The sequence below is a fragment of the Corynebacterium stercoris genome (assembly GCF_024160105.1).
GTDB classification, from domain to species: domain Bacteria; phylum Actinomycetota; class Actinomycetes; order Mycobacteriales; family Mycobacteriaceae; genus Corynebacterium; species Corynebacterium stercoris.
Map to the genome: position 1 here is coordinate 59,339 of NZ_JAMFTQ010000002.1, position 25,592 is coordinate 84,930.

Sequence of the window (25,592 nt, forward strand, 5' to 3'; positions counted from 1 at the left end):
GTGTGCTACTGCCCGCCCTTCTGCACGAAGGAGCGGACGAACTCTTCCGCGTTGGTGTCCAAAAGCGCGTCGATCTCATCGAGCAGATCGTCCGTTCCCGTGGTGTTGATCTGCGCCTGGCCGGCCTCGAACACCTCGTCCTGCTCGTCGGAGCCGCCGCCTGCGCCGTGAATCTGCTGCTGGTTAGACATGCTTATACCCTATCGCCTTGAGCAGGTCGTAGACGTTATCCGAGCCGTTGAGGACGTCCCCGATCTCCTCCTTGGTGAAGGAATCGACGAAGTCCATGGCCACGCGGTGCGGCGAGCCGTTCACGGAGAAGATGATTGACTGCCAGCTCGCGGCAATGATGTCCTCGCCGAACTTCTGGGACACCTTGCCGCGGAAATAGGCGCGCGTGTTCTCCGGCGGGTTCGCCACGGCGCGCTGAATCTCCTCCTCGCTCACCAGCGTCTTGATCCGGCCCTTGCGCACCAGCGCGTGGTAGAGCGACTTCGCGGGATCAATGTCGGCGTACTGGATGTCGATGAGCTTCAGTTTCGGGTCCGCGATATCTACGCCGCGATCGAGGTAGGTGCGGATCAGCGCCCACTTCGCGGTCCAGTCCAGGCGGTCCGCGGTGGACAGCGGGTCCCGCTCGAGATCGTCCAGGATCTGCCCCCACATTTCAAGCACATGCGTATCGACGTCGTCTTTGCCCTCAAGCTGCTCGCAGCGGGCGCGGTACTCGCGGAGGATGTTAATGGCGGTCAGGGAACGGCCGTCGGCAAGCGAAAGCTCGTGCGTACAGGTCGGGTCGTGGGAAACGCGTTTGATCTCGGCGACCGGGTCCTTGAGGGTGAGGTCGGAGAAGTCCACGTCCGACTCGATTGCGTCGAGGACGAGCTTGGTCATGCCCAGCTTGAGGTAGTTGGAGTACTGGCTCATGTTCGCGTCGCCGACGATAACGTGGAGGCGGCGGAAGCGGCCGGCGAGTGCGTGCGGTTCATCGCGCGTGTTCACGATGCCGCGGTTCAGCGTCGTCTCCAGCGAGACTTCCTGCTCGAAGTAGTCGGCGCGCTGGGAGATCTGGAAGCCGTCCCGCTCGCTCGCCTGACCGATGCCCACACGTCCCGCGCCGATGATCACCTGGCGGGTGACGAAGAACGGGATGAGCGCCTGGGTGAGGCGCGCAAAGTCGGTGTTGCGGGAGTACAGGTAGTTCTCGTGGCTGCCGTAGGACTGGCCCTTGCCGTCCACGTTGTTCTTGTAGAACTTCACCGGCGGGCAGGGGTCGTTGCGGTCCAGGACGCTGACCTGCTGGTCCCACAGTTCCTGGATGTTCGCGGCGGCGGTGTTCAAGTAGGTGTCGCCGGCCGCGTCGTAGATCATGGCGTCCCAGGCGTTCGTGGTCTCTGGCGCGGAATACTCCGGGTGGCCGTGGTCGACGTAAAAGCGCGCGCCGTTGACCGTAACCACGTTGGCGATGCCCATCGCGTTCGGATCCACGATGGGCACCGTGCGGTAGCGCTGCAGATCGAAGCCGCGCGTATCCTTCAGCGGCGCCTCTTCCTCGTAGTCCCAGCGGGAGCGCGCGGCGGTGTTCATCGCCGCGTAGGCCACCACGGTGTGGGTCGAGGAGAGCAGCTGGCTCAGTTCAGGCGCATCGGGGGTGGTGATGCCGTACTCGGTTTCCGTGCCCATGAAGCGTTTCATGGGCACAGATGTTAGTCTCCTAGAACCTGTTTGAAGCCGGAAGCCGCGCCTCAACTTCTTCTCGAAGTTTTGCGGGATTCAATGTTCGATAAACGGCCCACGGAACGATAGAGAATCCGGGAAAACGAGGAAGATCGAGTAAGCCCACTGTTCCAAAATCACTCGTGATTTTTGCCATAAGATTAGCGATCTTTCCTCGGTTAACAGAGGATTCGTTTACAAATTCAAGGTCTAGATCAGAGCTACCCTCGTTGGCATAGTGTCCGACAACGCCCACTACGGTCCATTCTTGAGGTGCAACGCCATATCGAGAAAATAGAACGCTCGGATCTGCGTTGAGGAAGTCATAGCCATCCTGAAGCCGAACTGTAACGCTTCCACTGGGGTCGCACTCCGAACGGAGGAGCAGATGTACACCTGGAGAGAAGAGACCCTTCATAGTTTTGATGAGACCTCGCAGTACTTCTCCGGTCATAACGGATCCGACGAGAGGCAAGGGGCCATCAGGAATCGCATCTTCCGGATGCAGCGGATCAACATCATTCCGACGATGTCCCCTTTTTTGCTTATTTTGGTTTCCTCCCTTTCGTTTGGTTTCTGCGATTTGGGAGGGGGCCTGGGAGAGGCTCGAGACTCCTTCAAGGGTGAGGGTTATATCGGCAAGAGTTGAGGCTAAGTACCTTGAATCAACAATCATCCCTGGGGCAGTTAGCCGTACGATTGACCCAGCAGGATAGTTGGTGCGAAGAATTTCCCAGTTGCCGTTGTAGACATACTGGGAGATATCGGTTAACGCTTCCTGGGCTTCTAAGTCTCGTTCCAACGTTGGAAAGTGGCCCTCACCCATTGACCGATTTAGAGTTACTTCGCGAGACGATGACTTCTCATGACTAGCTATACCCCTAAACCCTCCCTCGGTCGCCTGATTATGTTTGTCCACTTCCGATCGGGTTTCGGGAATACCCTCATCAATCTGAGCTAAGACGCTTCGAACTACGGCAAGATCTAGATACAAGAATTCCCGAAGAATCTGGGGTCTATTTACCAACTTTCCTGAACCTCCTGATGCACATATAGACCTAGATTGCGCCAACTTTAACCGAATATAAATTGAACAGGTGGTTGACTATCTCCTGCTCATCGCCGTTGGACTCCAGTTCAAAGGCTTCCTCTACCGCGGTATCGAGTGTACGATGCGCGTCCACTAGTTCCGGATAGAGAAAGTCGTTGCTAGGGTCGTACATGTGCGCGAGAGTTATGCCGCTGTACTGGGCGCGTGCATCCAATACGGCTTGAGCGCATCGGCTAATCTCACTCTCGCTGTCCTTGCACGGCTTTGGCCAAACAAAGTTGTTGTAGACCACGCCACCGGAGTAGCGGTAATCACTCTTAAGTCTGCCTGCGACACGTCGCATCCACGCGTTATGGAATTGTGACTGCAGAATTCCAAAGTGGTACAGAGTTGCGTTCGGAATCAAAAATACTAGATCGCTGCATAAGGTCTCTGGACCGACAAATCCAATCGGAATATAGCGCCGTCGCTCAGAGGAAACCTTTGGGATGAGAATTGAGTTGCCACTCGGCATGTTCTCTACATGAAATCGTCTCGGCCTATCAGCGATCTTCCGGGTGGTGGCGCTTCTGCTAGATTCCCGGAACTCCTTCACTGCTCTCACCCGCTCCATCGCGTGCGGCATTTTCGCCAACTCTTGCGGCTGGGCATCTCCAAGCCACAACACCCACCTGCTCTTGCCTTGTAAGAACTCAATCGATCCGAGCCACGGCTTGAAATACTTCTCGGCGAGTGGCTCTAGCTGGATGAACTCTTCCTTCTCGGCGTCGGTGAAGAGATAGTTGCCCCCATCGATCGGTTTGTTGCCGATGCCGATGCGTGGGACATCGCAGAGAGGCTTCGAGCGCGACCAAACCAAAGCGTCCGGCGCGTCAACGAGATAGGGATTGAGCCTCGACGGGTGCTGTAGCTTTGGCTCGGCATCGGGGTGGGCGTAGTGGAAAAGACGAACTTCGTCGGCCTGCCGGGAAAATCCCACGATCACGCAAAAAACGTGCGCTTGATCTGCAGACTCATTTGCCCACCGGAACGTGTTGTGCGCGAAGTCGATGTGGAAGCCCATCTGAAGGATGGGGTGCCAGATATTGGCCACCTGCTCGCCCTGGCAAATAGAGTTAGTGGAAACGAAGGCCGCCCGGGTGGGGTGGTCAGCCATGTACCCTGCTGCCTTGATGTACCAGCCGGCAACGTAGTCGATATTGCCCACGTTCTTGGTCCCCGCCGGAAAGGCCTGGATAAGGTCCTCTTTTTGCTCCTTGCTCTGGTTGCGGGCACCCAAAAAAGGCGGGTTGCCGATGATGTAGTTGCACCGTTCCGCTGGCAGCACGCTATTCCAGTCCAAAGTGAGTGCGTTTCCGCGCCGGATCGACGGCGCATCCACAAGCGGCAGGTCTTGGATGTCGTGGGTGACAATTGTTTGTGCTTCGATGTTGGCTTGCAGCTTCGCAATCCAAAGCGCCGTTTGCGCCACCGATACGGCAAAGTCGTTGATCTCAATCCCGAAGAACTGGTCAAGGTTGATTTTCAACGGCGTCAGATCTTCAAATCCAAGCGAGGTTTGACCCTTTGACAGTTCCGAGATGACCTTATTTTCCATGCGTCGTAAAGAGACGTAGGTCTCGGTGAGAAAGTTGCCCGAACCACAAGCGGGGTCGAAGAACGTCAGCCCGGCAATCTTGTCGTGAAATCGAGAGAGCTTAGTGCGTCGCCGGTTCTCTGAAACGCCTTCTTCCGTAAGAATCGACTCCAGCTCGGCGGTGAGCGTATCCATGAAAAGTGGGTCAATGACTTTGTGAATGTTTGCCGGAGAGGTGTAGTGCATTCCTCCGCTGGCACGGGTTTCCGGGTTCAATGTCGATTCGAAGACACCGCCAAAGATGGTCGGCGAAATTTCAGCCCAGTTGGTGTTCTGGGACACGTCGAAAAGCAGGGCATCAAGGATGTCCTGGGTGAAGGGCGGGACTTCCTCCTCCTGGGCGAAAAGTCCGCCATTGACGTACGGGAAGACTCGGAGGCGCTCGTCGAGGTAGGGGTCGCGCTCTGCGGGTGGGGTGTTGAGGGTGCGGAACAGGTCCTTGAGCATGCCCCGGACGAGGTGGGCTGGTGCGCCATGCAGGTATGAGAAAAACGCATCCTTTGGAAAAACTCCTGCATCTTCTGCGAAGAGACAGAAGACGAGACGCACACATAGGACATTGAGCGAGTGCTGATTCTCCGGAGCGTCCGGATCATGGAACTGTTCACGCAACATGCGGTACAGGGATCCAATGAGGACACCGGCATCCATGGATGCCTTTTCTTCGCGAATTGCGCGAGCTCGCTGCGGGTCAACGAGGAAGTCCAGCAGGTGCAGTTGATCGCTGAGCTCGGAAAGCGAAAATGCCAGGTAATCGACTTCAGGGTTGAGCTTGTTCAGGTCATGAATCCGGAAGTCCGAGAAATTGCTGACGACGATGTAGTCCGGTCGTTGGCTATTTGGTAGCGAATTTGCGTACTCTCGCGCCTGCTGGAAGGGAGTAACCGCTTTTCCTTGACGGAGATCCGCCTTGTCAAGGTCGATGCCAAGAGATTTCTGCTCGATGAACGTTTTTGCATCGGGTACAACGACATCGATAAAGCCGCCAGCTGTGGTGCGCTGCTCAAAGCGCACGTTGGTGGTGACATCCTCCATGCCAACCACATCCCGAAGCAGCTCGAGCCAGAAGGAGGAAGTGTCTCCCTTCTCGTACCCGCGCCCCTTCCAGCGGGCTGCGAAATCGTTCGCGGCCTGCTGCTTACGGGCGAAAGAGCGGCTTTGGGACGAGGCGTTCGGCATGCTCTGATTGTAGCCTCGGGGGCGGAAAGCGCAGGTTGACTCCGGTTTTTGATTGCGACCTGGAAATTCAACCGTCGATAAGCAAAAGCCCCTACCAGCCGCGCTCGGCGAGGCGGTGCGGCGCGGGCAGGTCGGCGACGTTGATGCCCACCATCGCCTCACCCAGGCCGCGTGAAGCCTCGGTGACGGCGGCGATGTCCTGCCAATTCTTCGTGGCCTTGACCACTGCCTTCGCGCGGGCCTCCGGGTTGCCGGATTTGAAGATGCCGGAGCCGACGAACACGCCGTCCGCGCCGAGGTGCATCATGAACGCGGCATCCGCCGGGGTAGACACGCCGCCGGCGACCAGCAGCGGAACCGGAAGTGCGCCGTGCTCCGCCACGTACGCGACCAGCTCGTACGGCGCCTGCAGTTCCTTCGCGGCGACGTAGAGTTCGTCACGGTTGCCGTTCCAGATGGCCTGCAAACCGGCGATCTCGCCCTTGATTTGGCGGATGTGCTTGGTGGCTTCGGAAACGTCGCCGGTGCCCGCTTCGCCCTTGCTGCGGATCATGGCGGCGCCCTCGTTGACGCGGCGCAGCGCCTCGCCGAGGTTCGTTGCGCCGCACACGAATGGGACGCTGAAGTCGCGCTTGTCGATGTGGTTGACGTAGTCCGCCGGGCTCAGCACCTCGGACTCGTCGATGTAGTGCACACCGAGGTGCTCCAGGATCTTTGCCTCGTAGAGGTGGCCGATGCGGGCCTTCGCCATCACCGGGATGTCGACCGCGCCCAGGATGCCCTCGATCAGGTCCGGGTCGCTCATGCGGGCCACGCCGCCCTGTGCGCGGATATCCGCCGGCACGCGCTCCAGCGCCATAACCGCGCTCGCGCCCGCGTCTTCCGCGATGCGCGCCTGCTCAGGCGTGACAACATCCATGATCACGCCGCCGATGAATTGCTGGTTCAGCTCAGAAAAGTCAGCCATACAGACCAGTCTGCGTGAACCACTGGTAGATTCCTAGAGCCAGTTCCCTATTCATTCTCTGGACCAGTTCGGGCTCATGCTTTACGACGTTTCTTTCAGCAGTCCATTGCCGCTCCCCGCCCAGATCGCCGCCGCGGTGCGGGCGGCGGTGGCCGACGGGGTCCTGCAGCCAGGTGACGAGGTGCCTTCCACCCGCGCCGCAGCCCAGCAGGCGGGCGTGTCGCGAGGGACCGTGGTCACTGCCTACGACCAGCTGGTTAGCGAGGGTTACCTATTGGCCGCGCAAGGCGCCCCGACGCGGGTGCATCCTGATCTGCGGGTCGTGGCGGCCGCTCCGTCGGTAGGCGGGCAGGAAAGGAACGTCGAAAAGCGAAAGCCCCTGCTGTCGCTGCGGCCGACCGGCGGCGGCGTCGGTGCCGTGAGTGCGACTGCGTGGCGGCGAGCCTGGCGGGAGGCATCGGCTGAGCCCGCCGCGCCCGGCCAGCGTTTCGACCCGGCCGGGGAGCCCGAGCTGCGCGACGCCATCGCCGAACACCTCCGGCTTGCACGCGGCGTGACCGTGGACCCCGCGCGCGTCGTGGTGACCGGCGGTTCCCGCGAGGGGTTGCTGCTGATCCTGATGTCGCTGGGTAAAGGCCTGCGCGTGGGCGTGGAGGACCCCGGGCACCCGGGCTTGAGGCGCGTGATCCCGCTCGCCGGGCACGAGGTGGTGGGGTGCCGTACCGATGCCGATGGCGTTGTGGTGTCCGAGCTGGATCCCGCGCTCGACGCGCTGCTGGTCACGCCCGCGCACCTCTACCCCATCGGCGGCGTCATGCCGGCGGCGCGGCGCGCGGCGCTCATTGAGTGGGCTGGAGAGACAGGCACCGTGCTCATCGAGGACGACTTCAGCGCCGAGCTGCGCTACCGCATCTCCCCGCATCCGCCCCTGGCCGCGCTCGGCGGCGTCGCCGAGGTGGTGACGCTGGGGACCTTCTCGACGCTGCTCTCGAAAGAACTCGCCGCCGGGTACGTCGTCGCCCCGCCTGGCGCGGTTTCGTCGCTTCACGACGTCCGTCGCACACTCGGCATGCCCGTCAGCGCCGTCACGCAGCGCGCAATCGCTGGACTGCTGCGCGGCGGCGCGGTGCGGCGAACCACGCGCGCGGCGCACGCGGTGGTTACCCGGCGGCGGGGTGTTGTGGAGCGCGATGTGCTACCTGCTCTACGCACCGTCCCCGGCGTTGAGCTGCGGGTTTCGGCCGCAGGAGTAGACGTACAGTTGCTTTTCGACGCCACCGAGCAGCGCGAACGTTTTGAGCGGGCCTTGGAGGTCGGGGGCCTGGAGTGCGCCGCGGTGGAGTCACTCGGGGCCGGTGGGGATGGTGTCGTGATGTCTTTTATGCACCTGACCGACGAGGAGTTTGCGCGCGCCGTGCCCGGAGTTCAGCGCGCTTGCACTGGTGTTGGTGAGGCTGGTGGTAGTGGTGATGCAGTAAGTTTGTGATCCTTATCTCACTTTTGCGGCTATGTTTACCCCGGCGGACATAAGGCGGCTTGGTGTCGGAAGGGGTTTGTAGGGTGATGCCCAACTTCGAAAAAGCGTTCTTCTGAAGGGAGGGAACATGGCCACTGAGCTGGGCCGACTCGTCGACACCGTCGGCAATGCGCTGCTGCAGATCCGCGACATGTTCGCCGACCCTTCCGACCTTCTCTTCCACGAGATCCACGCCGATATGGAGCGCCTCGAAGCATTCTTTAACTCGAAGGCTCTTATCGACGCCTCCTTTGCCTACGTCTGCGAGCGCGACGAAGCCGGGCGACTTTCCGGCGCCAAGTATCCGAATGCGTATTTGAAGGAGCATCTCGGTCTGAGCCCGCGAGAAGCGTTCGATCGCCTGGCCCGCGGGCGAGACCTGTTCGCTGAGCCTGAGATCCCGGATACGGAGCCGGAGACTGGGTCCAACACTGAGGCTGAGCAAGTGGAGGACCTGTTCGGGTTCGCTGCCGAGGAATCGGACGAGGAGCGCCAGGAGCGGGAGGCTGAAGAAGCGCGTCGCCGCGCACGCGAGCGCGAAGAAGCCAAGGAGCGGGCCCGCGCCGAGCAGGAGGAGGCTCGGAAGCACGCCGAGAAGGTCAGCGCAGCCAAGCAAGAGGCGATCCGCCAGGAGCTGGACAAGCTTCTCGACGCCGCGAAAGGCGAGCGTCCCCGTTTGCTCGCTGCTGCGTTGGCTGAAGCCGATAAGCGCGACGTGAAGGACCTCCGCGCCACCGTTCGCCGCTGGGTGGATGCGGAAAACCGGAAGCACCGCCAGCCGGACAACCCGAACGCCGGCATGGAGAAGCGCAGCATTCACGTCGGCAACGTGGGGGCAGACGACCTCGTGGACATCCACATCAAAGCCACCCGCGGCGGTGCCGCCCTGTTCAAGGCGCTCACCGATAAGGGTCTAGTTGCTAACTCGAACCTTCCCGAGGGCGTGGAGGATTACCGCACGCCCGGACAGCGCCGCTACGACCAGTTGATGGCGATGCTCCAGCATTTCGACAACTGCGAGAAGCCCCGCAACGGCGGCGCTGCATCCGTAGTCGTGACGGTCACGCCCGACGACATCGCGGATGCCGACGCCACCACCCTCTTCTCGACCAACACCGGCATCGACGTCGACGCTTTCGACATCACCCGGTTGGGCACCGACGGCGCCGCCGAGTTCGTTCTCACCGTCGACGGCGCGACCTCGGTCCCACTCAACCTGTACCGCACACGCCGCACGGCCTCGATCGGGCAGCGTATCGCGATGCTCGCGGTCCAAGGTGTGTGCTCGTGGGCCGGGTGCTCTACCCCGCTCACTGAGTGCGAGGCCCACCACATCCTCGCATGGGTCAAGGGCGGCGACACGAACATTGAGAACCTCACCGGACTCTGTCGAGAGCACCACAGGCGAAACAACGACCACTGTGACAACGCTTTCAACACCAGTCACATGGAGTATGACCCCGAGAGCCACCGCGCTGGCTTACGGCGCCCGAATGGGGATCTGGTTTTCAATGGCACTGACGGGGCGGAGAGTTCTGCCGTCGGAAAGCTGCGGAAGCGAGGGCAGCACCGAGCCGCCCCGCCGGCCGGGCCACCTTCAGCTGCTCCGCCGGGCACTCCGCATGCCCGCGAACCTGAACGGGCTCCAGTTCCTGCCGCACCTCCTCCACCACCGCGTGGGGCAGTCAGGCTGCCCAAGGAGTTTCCGCTTGGGCCAGACGGGCCGCCGTTCTAGGGGCGGAATGTGCAAGGGCTCACGACGCCGCCGGCACCTCTGCCGGATCAGCCGCGCGTGCTGCGTCATCCTCCCCTGCCGCGATGTCTTTCTCGGTCGGGTGGGTGCGAACCAGCCATGCGTACACGGCACCCGTGATGTTGTGGAGTACCGCGGCGACCGCACCCGGCAATGCGGCCTCCGGGGAGAAGAACTTGCCGGCCATACCGCTGGACAGGCCGGCGGACTGGGTTCCCACCTCGATGGCCACGGTGCGTCGGTAGCTCTCGGGCTGGCCGGTGAACTTCGCCGCGTAGTAGCCGAGCAGGTATCCGAGCACGTTGTGCGCCAACACGGCCAGGAACACGATGAGGCCGACCTCGATGAGGGCTTCGCGGTTCTTGGCCACCGTCGGGAAGACGACGCCACCGATGCCGATGATAGAGATCCACGGCAGGACCGGGGAGATCTTCTCCATCCAGGAATCGAGGAGGTAGCGCAACACGAGGCCGCCGATCACCGGGATCAGGATGGTCTGGGCGAGCGACTTCGCCATGCCCGCGGCGTTGACTTCGACGTTGGCACCTGCGAGCAGCAGCATCAGGATCGGTGTCATGATGGGCGCCACCAGCGTGGACACCGAGGTCATGGCCACCGACAGAGCCACGTCGCCCTTAGAAAGGTAGGCAATCACGTTGGAGGACGTGCCGCCCGGCACCGAGCCGAGCATGAGCAGGCCGACGGCGAGGGCTGGGTTCAGCCCGAAGATCTTCGCAACCAGCACGGCACTCAGTGGCATGACCACGAATTGCGCCACCACGCCGATGAGCACGGGCACCGGGCGGCGGGCCACCTCTTTGAAGTCCGGGATGGTGAGTGTGAGGCCCATGCCGAACATGATGATCATGAGGAAGTACGTGATGTACTGGGTCAGCGGCAGGAAGGGCGCGGGGAAGAAGAACGCGAGCGCGGCGCCGGCGAGGATGAACGCCGGGAAGGCTGCTACAGCGATGGCTGCCGAGCGGTCCTTTTGCGCAGTGAACTCCGGCTCCACCGGCGCTCCCCCGGCGTGCTGCGTGTTGGCGGTGGTCATCGTACCCTCCTGTTCATGCAGTGAAACACTTTCCCACTGGTTGGGACCAAGCGTTGCAGGGAGTGTACGACAGGTCACATTCTGATGCGACAAGTACCCCCGGTTACTTGAATCCGGGGGTAATCGCTAGAGGTTCACAAGCGCCCTCTACGCCTGCTCAGTCAACACCTCAGCCGAGGCAACTCGCTTGCCCTGCCGGCCGGTGATGCGGGCCCACTCGTCCGGGTTTGCGGTGTTGGGCATGTCTTCGCTCTCGTCCTGCTCGGCGCGCACCGCCGCCCGCAGGTGGTCTGCGGTTATACCCTGGCCGCCGCCCGCAATGTGGTCCTTGATGGCCAGCTTCTTGGCGCGGTCGACCACGTTGGCGATCATCGCGCCAGAGACGAAGTCGGAGTAATGGAGGGTCTCCTCGCTTCCGTCGATAAGTGTGAGGCGCACGAAGGGCCGCGGCGCGAACATGGCGTCGACGGCCGCCTCGATCAAGGCCGCAGGCGATGCGGCCAGCGGAATGTCCTCTGTCAGGTAGCGGGTGAAAATGTCGGCGGCTTCCGCACGGTTCGGGCGCGACACGCGGATCTTGATGTCGAGGCGGCCCGGGCGCAGGATCGCAGGGTCGATGAGCTCCTCGCGGTTCGTGGCGCCGATGACGATGACGTTCGCGATGCCCTCCACGCCGTCGATTTCCGTGAGCAGCTGCGGCACGACGGTAGTTTCCATGTCCGACGACACGCCAGAGCCGCGGGTCCGGAAAATCGACTCCATCTCGTCGAAGAAGATGATTACCGGGCGGCCCTCGGAAGCCAGTTCGCGGGCGCGCTCGAAGATGAGGCGGATGCGGCGCTCCGTCTCGCCCACGAACTTGTTCAGCAGCTCGGGGCCTTTGACGTTGATGAAGTGCGCCTGCCCGCCGTCGCCGATGCGCTGGGAGAGCGAGTTGGCCACCGCCTTCGCGATCAGCGTCTTGCCGCAGCCCGGCGGGCCGTACAGCAACAAGCCCTTGGGCGGCGTGAGCTTGTACGAGCGATACAGTTCCGGGTAGGCGAACGGCAGCTCGACGGAATCGCGAATGGTCTCGATCTGGGAGGAAAGGCCGCCAATGTCGTCGTAGGTCACGTCCGGCACCTCTTCGAGGGAAAGCTGGTTGACCTCGGTTTTCGGGATGCGCTCAAACGCGTACCCTGACTTCACGTCGACAAGCACTGTGTCGCCGGCGCGCGCCGCCTGCTGCAACGGTTCCGTGAGGTGGACGAGGTGTTCGGTGCCCTGCTGGTCCGCCACCACGGCGCGTTCGCGGCCGATCTTCTCCACGAGGGTGGTCAGCTGGCCGGTCGACTCGTACCCGCAAGCCTCGACGACCACGGTGCCGTCGCCGAGGCGCACCATCGTGCCGGGCTTGAGCGCCTCCGGCGGCACCGTAGGGGCGACTTTCACCCGCATCTGGCGGCCAGAGGTGTGCACCTCGGCCTCCATCGGGTTCGAGGCCGGCCCGAGGTAGATGCCGTACGTCGAGGCGGGCTCCCCCAGCGCCTCAACTTGCGCGTACAGGCTGTTGAGCTTGTCGCGGCTCGATTTAAGCAGCTCCGCCAGCTTCTTGTTGCGGGCGCTCATCGCCTGGTTCTCGCGTTTGAGCTCGCGCAGCTCGGGGCCGAATGCGTCGTCTTCGATCTTGTAGCCGGACATGACATCCAGCCTAGCCCGGGGCTTTTCGCTTATCGACGATCCCCTTTTTAGCGCCTCGCTCGACGCTGGGGCCGCGGCGGCACGGCACCGTCGGCAAGCCTGCGAGTCCACACCAGGAATGCGGTGTGCGCGTTCATGCGGTGCTCCGGACGCGTGGCCAGGCCTTCCACCTTCCATTCGCGCAAGAGGGTTTCCCACGCGCGCGGCTCGGTGAAGCACTGCGCCCCGCGGATCGCTTCCATGATGTTCATGAGCTGCGGCACCGTTGCCACGTACGTCATGAACACCCCACCCGGAATGAGCAAGTCTTTCACCGTGTCGATGAAAAGCCACGGCTCCACCATGTCGAGGATGATGCGGTCCACCGGGCCGTCGAGGTCATCTTGGGTGACCTCGCCGAAATCGCCGAGGCGCGGCGCCCACCACTCGGGCTCGCCTCCGAAGTACTCGGCGACGTTGTCGCGGGCGAAGGCCAGGTGGTCGTCGCGGATCTCGTAGGAGAACACCCGCCCCTCAGGCCCCACCGCGCGCAGCAGCGACATTGACAGCGCACCGGAGCCGGCGCCCGCCTCGAGCACGCGGGCACCCATGAAGATATCGCCCTCGACGAGGATCTGCGCCGCGTCCTTGGGGTAGATTACGGCGGCACCGCGCGGCATGGACAGCACGTGGTCCACGAGCAGGTGGCGGAAGCACAGGTAGTCGGCACCGAGGGTGGAGCGGACCACGCATCCTTCGTCGTTGCCGATGATGTCGTCGTGCGCCACCATGCCCTTGTGGGAGTGGAAGTGGGCGCCTGGGACGAGCTCGATGGTGAAGTGGCGGCGCTTCGCGTCGGTCAGCTGCACCTTGTCGCCCGGCTGGAACTTGCCTGAGTACATTTACGACCCCTGGTAGTAGGCGGTGAGGGCGTCCTCGAACCAGCGCTGATCCTGCAGGCCGCACAGCTCGCGGGCGGAGTGCATGGACAGCAGCGGAATACCCACGTCGACCGTCGGAATGCCTAGGCGAGTCGAGGAGATCGGGCCGATGGTGGAGCCGCACGGCACCGCGTTGTGGCCGACGAAGAATTGCACCGGCGCTCCCGCGGCCTTCGAGGCGCGCTGCCAGATCGCCTGCGTCTCGGCATCGGTGGCGTAGCGCTGGTTGGCGTTGACTTTGAGTACCGGGCCGTGGTTGAGCAGCGGGCGATGGGTCGGGTCGTGCTTCCAGGCGTAGTTGGGGTGCACGGCGTGCGCCGCGTCGGCGGAGATCTGGGAGGAATTCACGTAGATATCGAGCGGGTCCCCCACTTCCGCAGCCAGTTTAGCCAACGCGCGTTCCAGCAGCGGGCCGCCGGCGCCGGTGGTGGTGGCGGAGCCGATCTCTTCGTGGTTGTAGGCAGCCAAGACGAGGATGTCGCCGTCCGCAGGCTTCTCTTCCACCGCGCGCAGCAGCGCCACCAGCGACGCGTGCACGCTGGACAGGTTGTCCAAGCGGCCGGCGGCGAGCAGGTCCCCCAGCACTTCCGGCTGCTGAGCGTCCGCGCAGATCATCTCGTGCGCCACAATGTCGTCCGCTGCAACACCGGCTGCATCCGCGATGATCTCCATCATTGGTGTGTCGGTGCCCAGAATCGGCTGCATGTGCGTCTGCCGGTCCATCTCCGGCGGGTTCTGGCGGTAGAGGTGGATCGCCAGGTTGGGAACGCGTGCGATGGGTCCGGTGTTGACGAGCTTGGAGGTGCCGTCGGCAAGCGAAATGCGCCCCGCGAAGGTGAGCTCGCGGTCGAACCAGGTGCTCAGGATCGCGCCGCCGTACACCTCGACGGCGAGCTGTCGGTAGCCCTCGCGCTCGAAGTCCGGCTGCGGCTTCAGCGCAAGGCCCGGCGAGTCCGTGTGCGAGCCCACGATGCGGAAACGCGGGTTCGGGTTTTGCGGCATCCACCACGCGAGAACCGCGCCCCCGGTGACCACGACGTGGCCGCCCGGGGTGGTGCCGGCATCTTCGGCGAAGCCGGCGTCGACAAGCGCGTCGCGCACGTTGGCGGCGGCGTGAAAGGCGCTGGGGCTGGCGGCGATGAACTCGGCGAGGGTGCCGGCGGTGCCTGCAGTGTGCATTTCAGTGGACATCGTCATATCAACCAGCCTAGCGCTGGGTTACCCTTGACCCACCATGACCGCTGCCACGCCCAAGCCGCTCGCCATCTCGCCGTCCCGCGCCGCCGATTACCGGCAGTGCCCGCTCCTGTACCGTCTGCGCACCATCGACAAGCTGCCGGAGCCGAAGTCGATTCACCAGGTGCGCGGCACGCTCGTGCACGCGGTGCTGGAAACGATGTTCGATTGGCCGCGCGATCAGCGCACCTATCCGGCCGCGGTCAAGCAGCTGCGCCCGGCGTGGGCCGCGATGCGGGAGCAGGAGCCGGAGTGCGCGGAACCTGTCGCCGACGAGATGCAGCTGCTCATCGAGGCCCGACTACTCCTCCGCGGCTACTTCTCCATGGAGAACCCCGTGGGCTTCGACCCGAAGGCGCAGGAAATGTACGTCAACGCCGTGCTACCGAACGGCGTGCCGGTCCGCGGCTTCATCGATCGCGTCGATGTCGCCCCCACCGGCGAGGTCCGCGTCGTCGACTATAAAACGGGCAAGATGCCGAAACCCCAGTATTCCGCTACCGCCGTCGCGCAGATGCGCTTCTACGGCCTCGTGTACTGGCGGCTCTTCGGCGTGATTCCCACCCAGCTCAAACTCATGTACCTGGGCGTAATGGACTCGCTGATCCTCACACCGTCGCGCGAAGAGCTCGAGTTTTTCGAGCGCGACCTGGGCGACCTGTGGCAGAAAATCGTCGCCGACGGCCAGGCCGGCTCCTTCCGCCCGCGAACCTCGCGGCTGTGCGATTGGTGCCCCCACCAGGCGCTGTGCCCCGCGTTCGGCGGCACTCCGCCGCCGTACCCGGGTTGGCCGGGCTCCGCGGCGGACGCTGTCGCCGAGGTGAGCGAAGTGCTTGCCGACGGCGCGAATCCAGCCGCACCGGGGACACCCCAGCCCTAGAAGAGGCCGGAGATCACGCCGTCCGCGTCGATGTCGATCTTGTTCGCGGAAGGCACCTTTGGCAGGCCCGGCATCGTCATCACGTCGCCCGTCAGCACCACGATGAAGCCCGCACCGGTTCGCGGCAGCAGGTTGCGGACGTGCAGCGTATGGCCGGTGGGTGCGCCCAGCTGGGACGGGTCATCCGAGAAGGAGTACTGCGTCTTGGAGATGCACACCGGCAGCGTATCGAAGCCGTTGTCTTTCAGCGTCTGCAGATCCTTCAGCGCCGACGGCGAGTATTGCACGTCGTCGGCGCGGTAGATTTCGCGGGCGATGGTGGCGATAGCGTTCTCGACGCCGTCGGCTGGGTCGTAGAGCTGCTTCGCGGTGTCCTCGGTCAGGTTGTCCAGCAGGGTGCGGGCGAGATCCTCGGCACCCTCGCCGCCGCGGGCCCACACCTGAGCTTCCTCGAGCGCTACGCCGAAGCGCTCCGCCCATTCCTTCACCCAGGCGCGCTCCGCGTCGGTGTCGGTGGCGAAGTGGTTCAGGGCGACCACCGGGGTGACACCGAACTTGCGCACGTTTTCCACGTGGCGCTCCAGATTGACGATGCCCTTCTCAAGCGCCTCGAGGTTCTCCTCCTTGAGCTGATCCTTTGCCACACCGCCGTTGTGCTTGATGGAGCGGATAGTCACCACGATGACGGCTCCGGCCACGTCGAGATCGCCGTAACGGGCCTTGATGTCGAAGAATTTCTCCGCACCCAGGTCCGAGCCGAAACCGGCCTCCGTGAGCACGATATCCGCGTACGACATCGCTGTGCGGGTGGCGATGAGCGTATTGCAGCCGTGCGCAATGTTGGCGAACGGCCCGCCGTGGATGAACGCGGGGGTGCCGCCCAGCGTCTGCACCAAGTTCGGGTTCACCGTCTCCTTGAGCAGCGCCGCCATGGCGCCTTCTGCGTTGAGCTGGGACGCAGTGACCGGTTGCTTGTCGTAGGTCAGGCCGATGGTGATGTTGCCGAGGCGGCGCTTGAGGTCCTCCAAGTCGGTGGCGAGGCCAAGGATCGCCATGATTTCAGACGCGGCTGTGATGGTGAAGCCTGTCTCCGTCGGCACGCCGTTGCCCGGCCCGCCGAGACCGGTGACAACGTGGCGCAGGCTGCGGTCGTTGACATCGAGGCAGCGCTGCCACGTGACGCGCCGCGGGTCGATGCCGAGCTCGTTGCCCTGCTGGATGTGGTTGTCGATCAGCGCCGCGAGCGTGTTGTTGGCGCTGGTGATGGCGTGGAAATCGCCGGTGAAGTGGAGGTTGATGTTCTCCATCGGCACGACCTGGGAGTAGCCGCCGCCGGCCGCGCCGCCCTTGATGCCCATCACCGGGCCGAGTGAGGGTTCGCGCAGGGCCACCATGGCGTTGTGGCCGAGCCTGCTCAAAGCGTCGGTAAGCCCGATGAGCATCGTGGACTTGCCTTCGCCTGCCGGAGTCGGTGAAACGCCGGTCACAAGCACGAGCTTGCCCGGCGTTTGCTGCGGCACCTGGGTGATGTCCACCTTGGCCATGTACTTGCCGTACGGGACGAGCGCGGCGTCCGAGACCCCGGCCTTTTCGGCGATCTCACCGATGGGCTTGAGTTCGTGGGCCTGCGCGATTTCGACGTCGGATTTCGGTTGAGTCATGCCTCCCTAGAGTACTAGCGCACCGATGCCGTAACCCAGCATCACGGCGATGGCGATGCACGCCACGCCCGGAACTAGGAACGGGTGGTCGAAGACGTACTTGCCGATGCGCGTGGTGCCCGTGTCGTCCATCTCCACCGCGGCGAGCAGCGTCGGGTACGTCGGCAGCACGAACAGTGCCGACACGGCCGGGAAGGCGGCAACCGCCGTGAGCGGGGTGACGCCGATGGCCAGGGCCGCCGGCATGAGGGCCTTCGCCGTCGCGGCCTGCGAGTAGAGTAGGCATGCTGCGAAGAAGAGCACCACGGCGAGGAGCCACGGCTGCGCTTGGAGCACGTCGCCGGCGATGACCTTGATGTCCTCGATGTAGTAGTTGATGAACGTGGTGCCCAGCCACGCCACACCGAGCACGCACACGCAGGCCGACATGCCGGACTTGAACACCTGGGTGTTCAGGACCTCACCGGCCTTCGACTTGCTGCTGAGCAGAATGATCGCGGCGGCGGCGAGCATGATGGCCATGATGGCCTCGTTGCGCGGGATGGCCGGATCCGTGATCAGACCGATCTGGTCGGAGATGAGGGTGGCGTAGACCATGACCACGAGGATGGCGACGAGGAAAATGATCACCGAGGTCTTCGCGCCCGGCTTCGTGGCCGCCGCGGTGCGCCCGGTCGGAGCGGCGACCAGGCCGTCGCGCAGACGTTGCTGGTAGACGGGGTCGTCTTCGAGGTCCCGCCCCATGCGGTTGGCGATCCATGCCGTCGGGAAGATGGCGAGGAACGTCGCCGGGATCATAACGGCGAGGAGCTGCAGGTAGCCGACCCCCAGCGGCTCGAGGATGGAGGCCATGAACACCACCGCGGCGGAGATCGGCGACGCCACAATGGCCATCTGGGACGCGATCACCGCGACGGACAGCGGGCGGGACGGGCGCACCTTGCCCTCCTTGGCCACCTCCACGATCACGGGGAGGGTGGAAAAGGCGGTGTGGCCGGTGCCGGCGAGCACCGTCATCAGCCAGGTCACGATCGGTGCGTACAGGGTGATACGCTTCGGGTTCCGACGGAGGAATTGTTCCGCCAGCTGGACCAAGTAATCCATGCCGCCAGCGAGCTGCATCGCCGAGATGGCGGCGATGACACACATGATGATGCCGATGACGTCGAACGGAATGGCTTCGGCGGTGACCGGCATGCCGGTCAGGCCAAGCAAAAGGACTCCGAGGCCACCGGCGAAGCCGATAGCGACGGAGCCCATGCGCGCACCGAGAACGATGGCGCCGAAGAGGATAACGAGTTGCAGTACTAGGAGCACGGCACAAACCCTTCGATAGTGGGATTAACGATCACTCCCATTATCGCGCTCTACATATCACCAAACCCAACCCGGGAGCTGTGATCTGTGCTACTCCCCTACAACCCGCAGACCGCTCTATTCCTCGTCGAGGTAGATCTTGCCGCGGTACTCCGGGTGCATGAGGTTCTCCTTGCTCAGCACCTTCTTCAGCTCGTCCTCGGTCATGAGGCCCTTCTCCAGCACCAGGTCGTAGACGCTGCGGCCGGTGGCGGCGGCCTCGCGGCCGATCACGTCGCCGGCGTGGTGGCCGATCACCGGGTTCAGGTAGGTCACGATGCCGATGGAACGAGTCACGTAAGTCTCGCAAACCTCCTTGTTGGCGGTGATGCCCTCCACGCACTTCTCACGCAGCGTCTTGGCGGCGTTGCGGAGCAGCGTGATGGTTTCGAACAGCGCCTGGGCAATGACGGGCTCCATCACGTTGAGCTGGAGCTGGCCGGCCTCGGCCGCCATGGACACAGTGACGTCGTTGCCGAAAACCTTGAAGCAGACCTGGTTGACAACCTCCGGGATCACCGGGTTGACCTTGGCCGGCATGATGGAAGAGCCGGCCTGGCGCTCCGGCAAGTTGATCTCGTTGAGGCCGGCGCGCGGGCCGGAGGACAGCAGGCGCAGGTCGTTGCAGATCTTGGACAGCTTCATCGCCGCGCGCTTGAGCGCGGAGTGCATCATCACGTACGCGCCGGTGTCGGAGGTCGCCTCGATCAGGTCCGGGGAAGCCTGGATGTCCAGGCCGGTGACCTCCCGCAACGCCGCGACAACCTGGTCCTTGTAGCCGTTCGGGGTGTTGATGCCGGTACCGATCGCGGTGGCGCCGAGGTTCACCTCGAGCAGAGACTCGGCCGCGCTGCAGATGGTGCGCTGCTCCTCGTTCAGGTTCGCGCCGAACGCGGTGAACTCCTGGCCGAGGGTCATCGGCACAGCGTCCTGCAGCTGGGTGCGGCCCATCTTGATGATGTCGGAGAACTCGTCACCCTTTGCGCGGAAGGACTTCTGCAGCTCGTCGAACTCGGTGAGCAGGTCCTGCACCGCGTAGTAGACGCCGAGCCGGAAGCCGGTCGGGTACGCGTCGTTGGTGGACTGGGACATGTTGACGTCATCATTCGGGTTGATGACGTCGTACGCGCCCTTCTCCTCGCCGATGAGCTCGAGCGCCACGTTGGCGACAACCTCGTTGGTGTTCATGTTCACCGAGGTGCCCGCGCCGCCCTGGAACACGTCGGAGGGCCACTGGTCCATGCAGTAGCCCTCGTCCAGAATCTTGTCGCAGGCCGCGACGATGGCCTCGGCCTTCGCCTTCGGCAGGGTGTGGAGGCGGCGGTTCGCCATCGCGGTGGCCTTCTTCACCTGGACCATGCCGCGGATGAACTCGGGGAACTCGTTGATGGTGGTGCCGGAGATCTGGAAGTTGTCCACTGCGCGCAGGGTGTGCACGCCGTAGTACTTGTCACCCGGCACTTCCATCGTGCCGAGGAGGTCTTCTTCAATACGGGTATTCGGAGTGGTCATACCCTCTAGTGTACGGACCTTGCCAGCTACAGGCGGGCGATGCGGAGCTCCGTCGCCAGGATGCCCTCCGCCCCGATGGCGGCGAGCTCATCCATCACCTGGTTCGCCCGCTCCTTGAGCACCATGGCGCGCACAGCCACCCAGTTCTCCTGCTGCAGCGGTGCCACGGTCGGGCCGGTGATGCCCGGGGTGAGCGCAACTGCCGCGTCGAGCTGCTCGCGGGCGACGTTGTAGTCGATCATCAGGTAGTTGTGTGCTGTGAGGATGCCGGTGATCCGCTTGAGTACCCGTTCGTGGTCCTCCCCCAGCTCGGCACCAGCCCGCTTCACGACGACAGCAGCACTCGACATAATCGGCTCACCGAACGGCGCAAGCCCCTGCTGGCGCAAGGTGGCGCCGGTGGACACCACGTCGGCGATGACGTCGGCAACGCCGAGCTTGATCGAGATCTCCACGGCGCCGTCGAGGCGGATGATCTCGGCCGGCTCGATGCCGCGCTCCGCGAGGTAATCGGCCACCAAGTGCGGGTAGGACGTGGCGATGCGCTTGCCCTCCAGCGCCTCCACCGTCCACGTCTCGCCCTGCGGGGCGGCGAAGCGGAACGTGGAAGCGCCGAAGCCGAGGTCGAGTACCTCATCGACCTTCGCGCGCGAATCCGCAGCCAAGTCACGGCCGGTGATGCCCAGGTCTAGGTGGCCCTTCGCCACGTAGATGGCGATGTCTTTGGGGCGCAGGAAGAAGAACTCGACACCGTTCGGTTCATCGATGACGTTGAGGGCTTTTGTCAGCCCGCGGCCCTTGTAGCCTGCCTCCTTGAGCACGGTGACGGCGTGCTCGGAGAGGGCACCCTTGTTCGGCACGGCAATCTTGATCATGGTGTCAGCCCCTTTAGAGGTACTTATAGATGTCTTCGGGTGTCAGGCCGCGCTTCAGCATCATCACCTGGGTCCAGTAGATGAGCTGGCTCATCTCCTCGGCGAGCTCGGCGTCGGACTGGTACTCGGCAGCGATCCACACCTCGCCAGCTTCCTCGATGATCTTCTTGCCGATGAAATGCTCGCCCTTGTCCAGTGCCTCCACGGTGCCGGACCCGGCTGGGCGCTCGGCAACCTTGTCGGACAGTTCAGCGAACAGCGCATCGAAGGATTTCACGGTCGTAGAGCTTAACCCACGCCCGTCGGGCTCACGCCACGAGACGCGGATTCCATGCGCCGAACCAGGCGTCGACATCGTCAGCGTCCGCGCCGACGAAACGGGCCGGGTCGAAAACTTCCACCCCGGCAGGGACCTCGTCAGCCAATCCGAGCACTCGGCAACCAGCCGCCGCGGCCGCGCTCATCCCGGACCAGGAATCCTCGAACACCAGGCAATCCTCGGCGCGGGCGCCGACGCGCCGGGCCGCTTCCAGATACATGTCCGGAGCCGGTTTCGCCTGCTCGACCTCGTCCCCGCAGATGGTGTCCACGAAGTACGCGCGCCCGATCGCGTCGATGCAGGGATCAGCCAGCACGCGCTCGGTGTTCGTCGCCACCAGCATCGGCGTGCCCCGCGCGGCCAGTGAGCGCAACACACCCTCCACACCCGGGGTCAACGCAATCCCGGCGGCGAAGAGCTCGCGCATGCGGGAAAACATCCAGGCTTTATAGTTCGCGCCGTCGGCAAGCGAAAGTTCTTTCCCCGCCCACTCCGCGAGGATGCGCAGCGTGTTGTCGAAGCTGCCGCCGACGGTGCGTTCGCGGACCTCGGGCGTGAGCGGACGGCCGAGGAGTTCGCCGAGTTCGTACGTGGCCTGCCCCCAGAGCGGCTCGGTGTCGATGAGCGTGCCGTCCATGTCCCAGAACACCGCGGCCGGGCTACTCAATTTCGGGCAGCTCCTGAAGCGCCTCGTCGGTGGCTCCGGTCGCGGCGGCCGCGCGGAAGACGAAGGACTCGATGTCTGCCTTCTCCTCCGGCTCGAGCACCGCGTTGGCGTGCTTCTCGTTGAAGTCGTCGAGGTTGGTGTAGAACGGCGTGACCACCTTCGCCAGCTGCTCGCCCTCCGGATCGTCGCCGAGCAGGTCGAGGGCGTCGAGGAACATCTCCATGAGCGCCTTGAGATCCGGGAGCACCTCCGGATCGAAGGGTTCGTCCCACAGCTCCTTATCATCCTCGTTGAGGTAGGAGCCGGTGGCGAAAGTGCGCAGGTCGTCGATGAATTCGTCGACGTCGGACTGGAACTGGGCGCGGATGGAGTTCTCCGGGGCGGTCATGGCCCCAATCTTCCACGATAATCAGGCGATTCGCACGCCAAGCAGGCCGTCGAGCGCAGCCGCGAGCATGCCGTCGCGATCACCGGGTGCCGCGTCCACGATCTCGAGTGCGCGCGGCGTGTCCAGGTCGTCCGCGAGCGCTTCGCGCAGCTTGCCGACGATCACTTCCACATCGCCCCGTTCCGCATCCTTCGCCAGCGTGTCGCGCCAGGCAGCTAGGCGTGCCTCGGCGCGGTCGAGTCCCTCGTAGGTGAAGTCGCGGTCCGCGCGGTAGTGGCCGGCGAACACGGCGAGCCTGATCGCCGAGGGATCGTGGCCGGCCTCGCTGAGCTTGTGCACGAAGACGAGGTTGCCGAGCGACTTCGACATCTTCACGCCGTCGAGTGCGATCATGCCCGCGTGGACGTAGTGGCCGGCCATGCGGGGCACGCCGAAAGCGGCCTCGGCGTGCGCGGCGGAGAATTCGTGGTGCGGAAACGCCAGGTCCGAGCCGCCGCCCTGGATGGCGAACTGCGCGCCGAGACGGGTCGTGGCGATAGCGGAGCACTCGATGTGCCAACCCGGGCGGCCCGGGCCGAAGGGCGATTCCCACGCCGGTTCGCCCTCGCGGTGGCCGCGCCACAGCAGGGCGTCCAGCGGGTCGCGCTTGCCCGCGCGGTCGGGGTCGCCGCCGCGCTCGGCGAAGTACGCCTCCATGGTCGCCCGGTCGAGGTTGGATTCGTAGCCGAACTGCCGGGTCGCGGTGATCGGCGCGTAAATGTCGCCGTGGTCCAGCTCGTACGCCGCGCCCGTCTCGAGGAGGCGCTCAATCATCGCGATGACCTCGTCGATGGATTCCATCGCACCGATGTAGTCGCGCGGCGGGATTACGGAGAGAATCTCCATGTCGCTGCGGAAAAGGTCAATCTGGCTCGTACCTAGCTCGCGCCAGTCCACGCCGTCGCGCTCCGCGCGCTCGAACAGCGGATCATCCACGTCGGTGATGTTCTGCACATAATGCACCTGGTGGCCGTTGGCCAAAAGCTGGCGCTGGATCAGGTCGAACGTCAGGTAGGTGGCCGCGTGGCCGAGGTGCGTCGAGTCGTAGGGCGTGATGCCGCAGACGTACAGGCCCACCTCGCCGTTCGCATCTGCCGTGACATCGACGGGTTTGATGCGCTGGTCGGCGGTGTCGTAGAGGTTGAGCGGCACCGCGGTGCCCGGGACGGCGGGGATGTGCGGGTGGGGCCAAGCATGCATGCCGGCCAGCCTACTAGTAGGCGTTCATCACACCAGTGCCCAGCAGGACCATGACGATGATGCCGAGCGGAATGCGGTACGCCGCAAACCACGCGAACGAGTGGTGGGAGACGAAGCGCAGCAGCCACGCAATGGAGATGTAGCCGAGCACGAAGCCGATCCCGGCGCCCACGAAGAGCTGGAGGCCAGTGGCGGCCTGGCCGGCTTGCGGATTGAAAGCGTCGGGAAGCGAGAACAGCCCCGAGGCAAGGACCGCCGGGATGGCGAGCAGGAAGGAGAAGCGGGTGGCCACCTCGCGGTCGAGGTTGAGGAACAGGCCGCCCGAGATCGTGCCGCCGGAGCGGGACACGCCCGGGATGAGCGCGAGGCACTGCCACAGACCCATGATGACGGCGTCCTTCATTGTCAGCTCCTCGAGCCCGCGGGTCTTCTTGCCCAACCGCTCCGCGGCGATGAAAACGAAGGAGAAGACGATGAGCACCGTCGCCGTGATCCACAGGTTGCGGAAGTTCTCCCGGATCAGGTCCTTGAGCAAAACGCCCGCCAGGCCGACGGGGATGGTGCCGGCGATGACCATCCAGCCCATGCGGTAGTCGAAACCCCGCTTGGTCTTGTCGAAAAGCCCCGCGAACCATGCGGTGAGAATGCGCCAGATGTCCTTGGCGAAGTAGACCAGCACCGCCAGCTCGGTGCCGAGCTGAATCACCGCGGTGAAGCTCGCGCCGGCATCCTGGCCCCAGAAGAGTTCGGACACGATGCGCAGGTGGCCCGAGGAGGACACGGGCAGAAACTCGGTGAGTCCCTGCACAATCGAGAGGACGATGACCTGCAGCCAGCTCATGGAATCAGTCACGCCAGCACACACTACTCGCCGCACGCTCGTTGCTTGCCGACGGACGCGCCCCCACCCATTGCTAGTGTTTAGAGCGTGAAAGACTCCCGCATGTTCGTCTCCGCGGCCGCCCTCGGGCTGGCCGCCGTCCTGACCGCGTGCGGCGCCGGCCCCACCCAGCTCGCCGACGAGTTGGCTGTGAACATGGGCGACGCCTCCCCGGTCGCCTCTCCCCCGGTGGCTGACCGCGCTGCGCTGCCGGGCGCCGTGATCGAGTTCGAGGCGATCCGCGATCTGGACACCACCGAGGGCCTTGTCGGGCTGCGCACCGAGAGCGCCCTGCACGTGGGCACCCTCGACGAGATCGAGGCCGGCACAGCGAAGACGTACGAGCTGGGCGCCGCCTGCGGCGATGTCTCCGCTAACGCCGGCACCTTCGCCATTGGCTGCGGAGATGCGATCCGCCTCTTCACCTCCTCCGGCGAGGAGACCATCCAGACCGATGTCCCGGTCACTGCGGCAACCGTGGCGACCACGGGCGAGGTGCTCGCGGGCAGCGACACCGAGCGCTCCGTCTGGCTTTTCCGCGACGGCGAGTTAGCGAAGACCTTCTCCGTCGCGCGCGAGACCGACCAGATCCAGGCGGTGCCGGTCGCAGGCCAGCCGGACACCGTGGTCCGCACGAACAGCTTCGACACCACAATCCAGGACATGGACTGGCAGGAAGGCCGCCAGGGCGGAACGCTGCGAGTGGGCCTCGGCGTGGGCAAGGTCGCCGCGGGCGAGAACGGCCTGATCCTCGCCGCCGACGCGACTGGATCCCAGCTGCTCGTCTACACCTCCGACGACATCATCCGCCTCCACCAGATGGCGCCTGTCCCGGAGAGTCCGTGGGATGCCGCCTGGGATTCCCGCGACCGCCTCGCGTGGGCCGCATCCACCGCCGGCAACCGCGCCAGCGCCTACGACATCTCCCGCGGCGTGCCGCTGGAGCGCGCCTCACTTGCGACGGTCGCCGACCCGCAGAGCATTGCAGTGCTTGACGACGGCACCGTGCTCATCGCCTCGGCGAGCGGTGGCGGCCTGCAGGTGATTTCAAACGTCGATAAGCAATTGCGAGACCTCCCGGAGGCTTAAGAAGTGACCCTTTACGAA

The 25,592-nt window shown here is 64.1% G+C and carries 22 protein-coding genes; 4 read left to right on the plus strand and 18 right to left on the minus strand.

The window, feature by feature from the left end; all coding sequences use genetic code 11:
- Window positions 1-5: 5 nt before the first annotated feature.
- The 5 genes from M5J20_RS02405 to pdxS all read right to left on the minus strand — a co-directional run bounded on the left by M5J20_RS02405 (window position 6) and on the right by pdxS (window position 6,549).
- Entirely contained in the window at window positions 6-191 is a 186-nt protein-coding gene (locus M5J20_RS02405; protein WP_253576002.1) for a ubiquitin-like protein Pup, read from the minus strand.
- The gene (gene dop / locus M5J20_RS02410; RefSeq protein ID WP_253576004.1) at window positions 184-1,695 is read right to left on the minus strand and encodes a depupylase/deamidase Dop; all 1,512 of its coding nucleotides are present in this window, start codon (window positions 1,693-1,695) and stop codon (window positions 184-186) included. Before dop ends, M5J20_RS02405 begins: the two co-directional genes overlap by 8 nt.
- Window positions 1,696-1,714: 19 nt before the next feature.
- Window positions 1,715-2,788, minus strand: a complete 1,074-nt coding sequence (locus tag M5J20_RS02415) for a DUF6414 family protein (protein WP_437177609.1) — start codon at window positions 2,786-2,788, stop codon at window positions 1,715-1,717.
- A complete protein-coding gene (locus M5J20_RS02420; RefSeq protein ID WP_253576008.1) occupies window positions 2,775-5,582 on the minus strand; it encodes a DNA methyltransferase in 2,808 nt (935 codons plus the stop codon). Before M5J20_RS02420 ends, M5J20_RS02415 begins: the two co-directional genes overlap by 14 nt.
- 91 nt (window positions 5,583-5,673) lie before the next feature.
- Entirely contained in the window at window positions 5,674-6,549 is an 876-nt protein-coding gene (pdxS, locus tag M5J20_RS02425) for a pyridoxal 5'-phosphate synthase lyase subunit PdxS (RefSeq protein WP_253576010.1), read from the minus strand.
- A gap of 76 nt (window positions 6,550-6,625) precedes the next feature.
- Here pdxS and pdxR point away from each other — a divergent pair, with 76 nt between their 5' ends.
- Both pdxR and M5J20_RS02440 read left to right on the plus strand, forming a co-directional pair.
- Window positions 6,626-8,035, plus strand: a complete 1,410-nt coding sequence (pdxR, locus tag M5J20_RS02435; RefSeq protein ID WP_256478022.1) for a MocR-like pyridoxine biosynthesis transcription factor PdxR — start codon at window positions 6,626-6,628, stop codon at window positions 8,033-8,035.
- Between the two features lie 118 nt (window positions 8,036-8,153).
- Complete coding sequence (locus M5J20_RS02440) at window positions 8,154-9,800, plus strand: HNH endonuclease signature motif containing protein (protein ID WP_253576012.1); 1,647 nt, start codon at window positions 8,154-8,156, stop codon at window positions 9,798-9,800.
- Window positions 9,801-9,819: 19 nt separating this feature from the next.
- Here the strand turns inward: M5J20_RS02440 and M5J20_RS02445 are convergent, their stop codons facing one another.
- The 4 genes from M5J20_RS02445 to M5J20_RS02460 all read right to left on the minus strand — a co-directional run bounded on the left by M5J20_RS02445 (window position 9,820) and on the right by M5J20_RS02460 (window position 14,669).
- Window positions 9,820-10,872 (minus strand): bile acid:sodium symporter family protein, encoded by a 1,053-nt coding sequence (locus tag M5J20_RS02445; RefSeq protein WP_253576014.1) that lies wholly within the window; start codon window positions 10,870-10,872, stop codon window positions 9,820-9,822.
- A 147-nt stretch (window positions 10,873-11,019) separates the two neighbouring features.
- Window positions 11,020-12,552: a proteasome ATPase gene (arc, locus tag M5J20_RS02450; protein ID WP_253576016.1), complete on the minus strand. Its 1,533-nt coding sequence runs from the start codon at window positions 12,550-12,552 to the stop codon at window positions 11,020-11,022.
- 47 nt (window positions 12,553-12,599) lie between these two features.
- Window positions 12,600-13,433, minus strand: coding sequence for a tRNA (adenine-N1)-methyltransferase (locus M5J20_RS02455; RefSeq protein ID WP_253576018.1), 834 nt, complete (start codon window positions 13,431-13,433; stop codon window positions 12,600-12,602).
- Window positions 13,434-14,669: a M18 family aminopeptidase gene (locus tag M5J20_RS02460; RefSeq protein ID WP_253576020.1), complete on the minus strand. Its 1,236-nt coding sequence runs from the start codon at window positions 14,667-14,669 to the stop codon at window positions 13,434-13,436.
- A gap of 37 nt (window positions 14,670-14,706) precedes the next feature.
- Here M5J20_RS02460 and M5J20_RS02465 point away from each other — a divergent pair, with 37 nt between their 5' ends.
- Complete coding sequence (locus M5J20_RS02465; protein ID WP_253576021.1) at window positions 14,707-15,588, plus strand: RecB family exonuclease; 882 nt, start codon at window positions 14,707-14,709, stop codon at window positions 15,586-15,588.
- Here M5J20_RS02465 and M5J20_RS02470 read toward each other — a convergent pair.
- The 9 genes from M5J20_RS02470 to M5J20_RS02510 all read right to left on the minus strand — a co-directional run bounded on the left by M5J20_RS02470 (window position 15,585) and on the right by M5J20_RS02510 (window position 24,446).
- Window positions 15,585-17,249, minus strand: coding sequence for a formate--tetrahydrofolate ligase (locus M5J20_RS02470; RefSeq protein ID WP_253576023.1), 1,665 nt, complete (start codon window positions 17,247-17,249; stop codon window positions 15,585-15,587). The genes M5J20_RS02465 and M5J20_RS02470 overlap by 4 nt on opposite strands.
- Window positions 17,250-17,255: 6 nt before the next feature.
- Window positions 17,256-18,566 carry an anaerobic C4-dicarboxylate transporter gene (locus M5J20_RS02475; protein WP_367614854.1) on the minus strand — a complete coding sequence of 437 codons (1,311 nt, stop codon included), beginning with the start codon at window positions 18,564-18,566 and terminating at the stop codon, window positions 17,256-17,258.
- Window positions 18,567-18,683: 117 nt separating this feature from the next.
- Window positions 18,684-20,117, minus strand: coding sequence for an aspartate ammonia-lyase (aspA, locus tag M5J20_RS02480; RefSeq protein ID WP_253576025.1), 1,434 nt, complete (start codon window positions 20,115-20,117; stop codon window positions 18,684-18,686).
- Window positions 20,118-20,143: 26 nt separating this feature from the next.
- On the minus strand, window positions 20,144-20,992 hold the full coding sequence (gene hisG, locus M5J20_RS02485) for an ATP phosphoribosyltransferase (RefSeq protein ID WP_253576026.1): 849 nt from the start codon (window positions 20,990-20,992) through the stop codon (window positions 20,144-20,146).
- Between the two features lie 13 nt (window positions 20,993-21,005).
- Window positions 21,006-21,269, minus strand: coding sequence for a phosphoribosyl-ATP diphosphatase (locus M5J20_RS02490; RefSeq protein WP_253576027.1), 264 nt, complete (start codon window positions 21,267-21,269; stop codon window positions 21,006-21,008).
- A gap of 31 nt (window positions 21,270-21,300) precedes the next feature.
- A complete protein-coding gene (locus M5J20_RS02495; RefSeq protein WP_302467792.1) occupies window positions 21,301-21,978 on the minus strand; it encodes an HAD family hydrolase in 678 nt (225 codons plus the stop codon).
- Complete coding sequence (locus tag M5J20_RS02500; protein ID WP_253576028.1) at window positions 21,971-22,366, minus strand: hypothetical protein; 396 nt, start codon at window positions 22,364-22,366, stop codon at window positions 21,971-21,973. Before M5J20_RS02500 ends, M5J20_RS02495 begins: the two co-directional genes overlap by 8 nt.
- A 21-nt stretch (window positions 22,367-22,387) precedes the next feature.
- Window positions 22,388-23,605, minus strand: a complete 1,218-nt coding sequence (gene mshC / locus M5J20_RS02505) for a cysteine--1-D-myo-inosityl 2-amino-2-deoxy-alpha-D-glucopyranoside ligase (RefSeq protein WP_253576029.1) — start codon at window positions 23,603-23,605, stop codon at window positions 22,388-22,390.
- 13 nt (window positions 23,606-23,618) lie between these two features.
- Window positions 23,619-24,446, minus strand: a complete 828-nt coding sequence (locus tag M5J20_RS02510; protein WP_256478040.1) for an undecaprenyl-diphosphate phosphatase — start codon at window positions 24,444-24,446, stop codon at window positions 23,619-23,621.
- A gap of 87 nt (window positions 24,447-24,533) precedes the next feature.
- On the opposite strand from M5J20_RS02510, the gene M5J20_RS02515 reads away from it, so the two are divergent.
- The gene (locus M5J20_RS02515; protein ID WP_253576031.1) at window positions 24,534-25,574 is read left to right on the plus strand and encodes an NHL repeat-containing protein; all 1,041 of its coding nucleotides are present in this window, start codon (window positions 24,534-24,536) and stop codon (window positions 25,572-25,574) included.
- Window positions 25,575-25,592 lie beyond the last annotated feature (18 nt).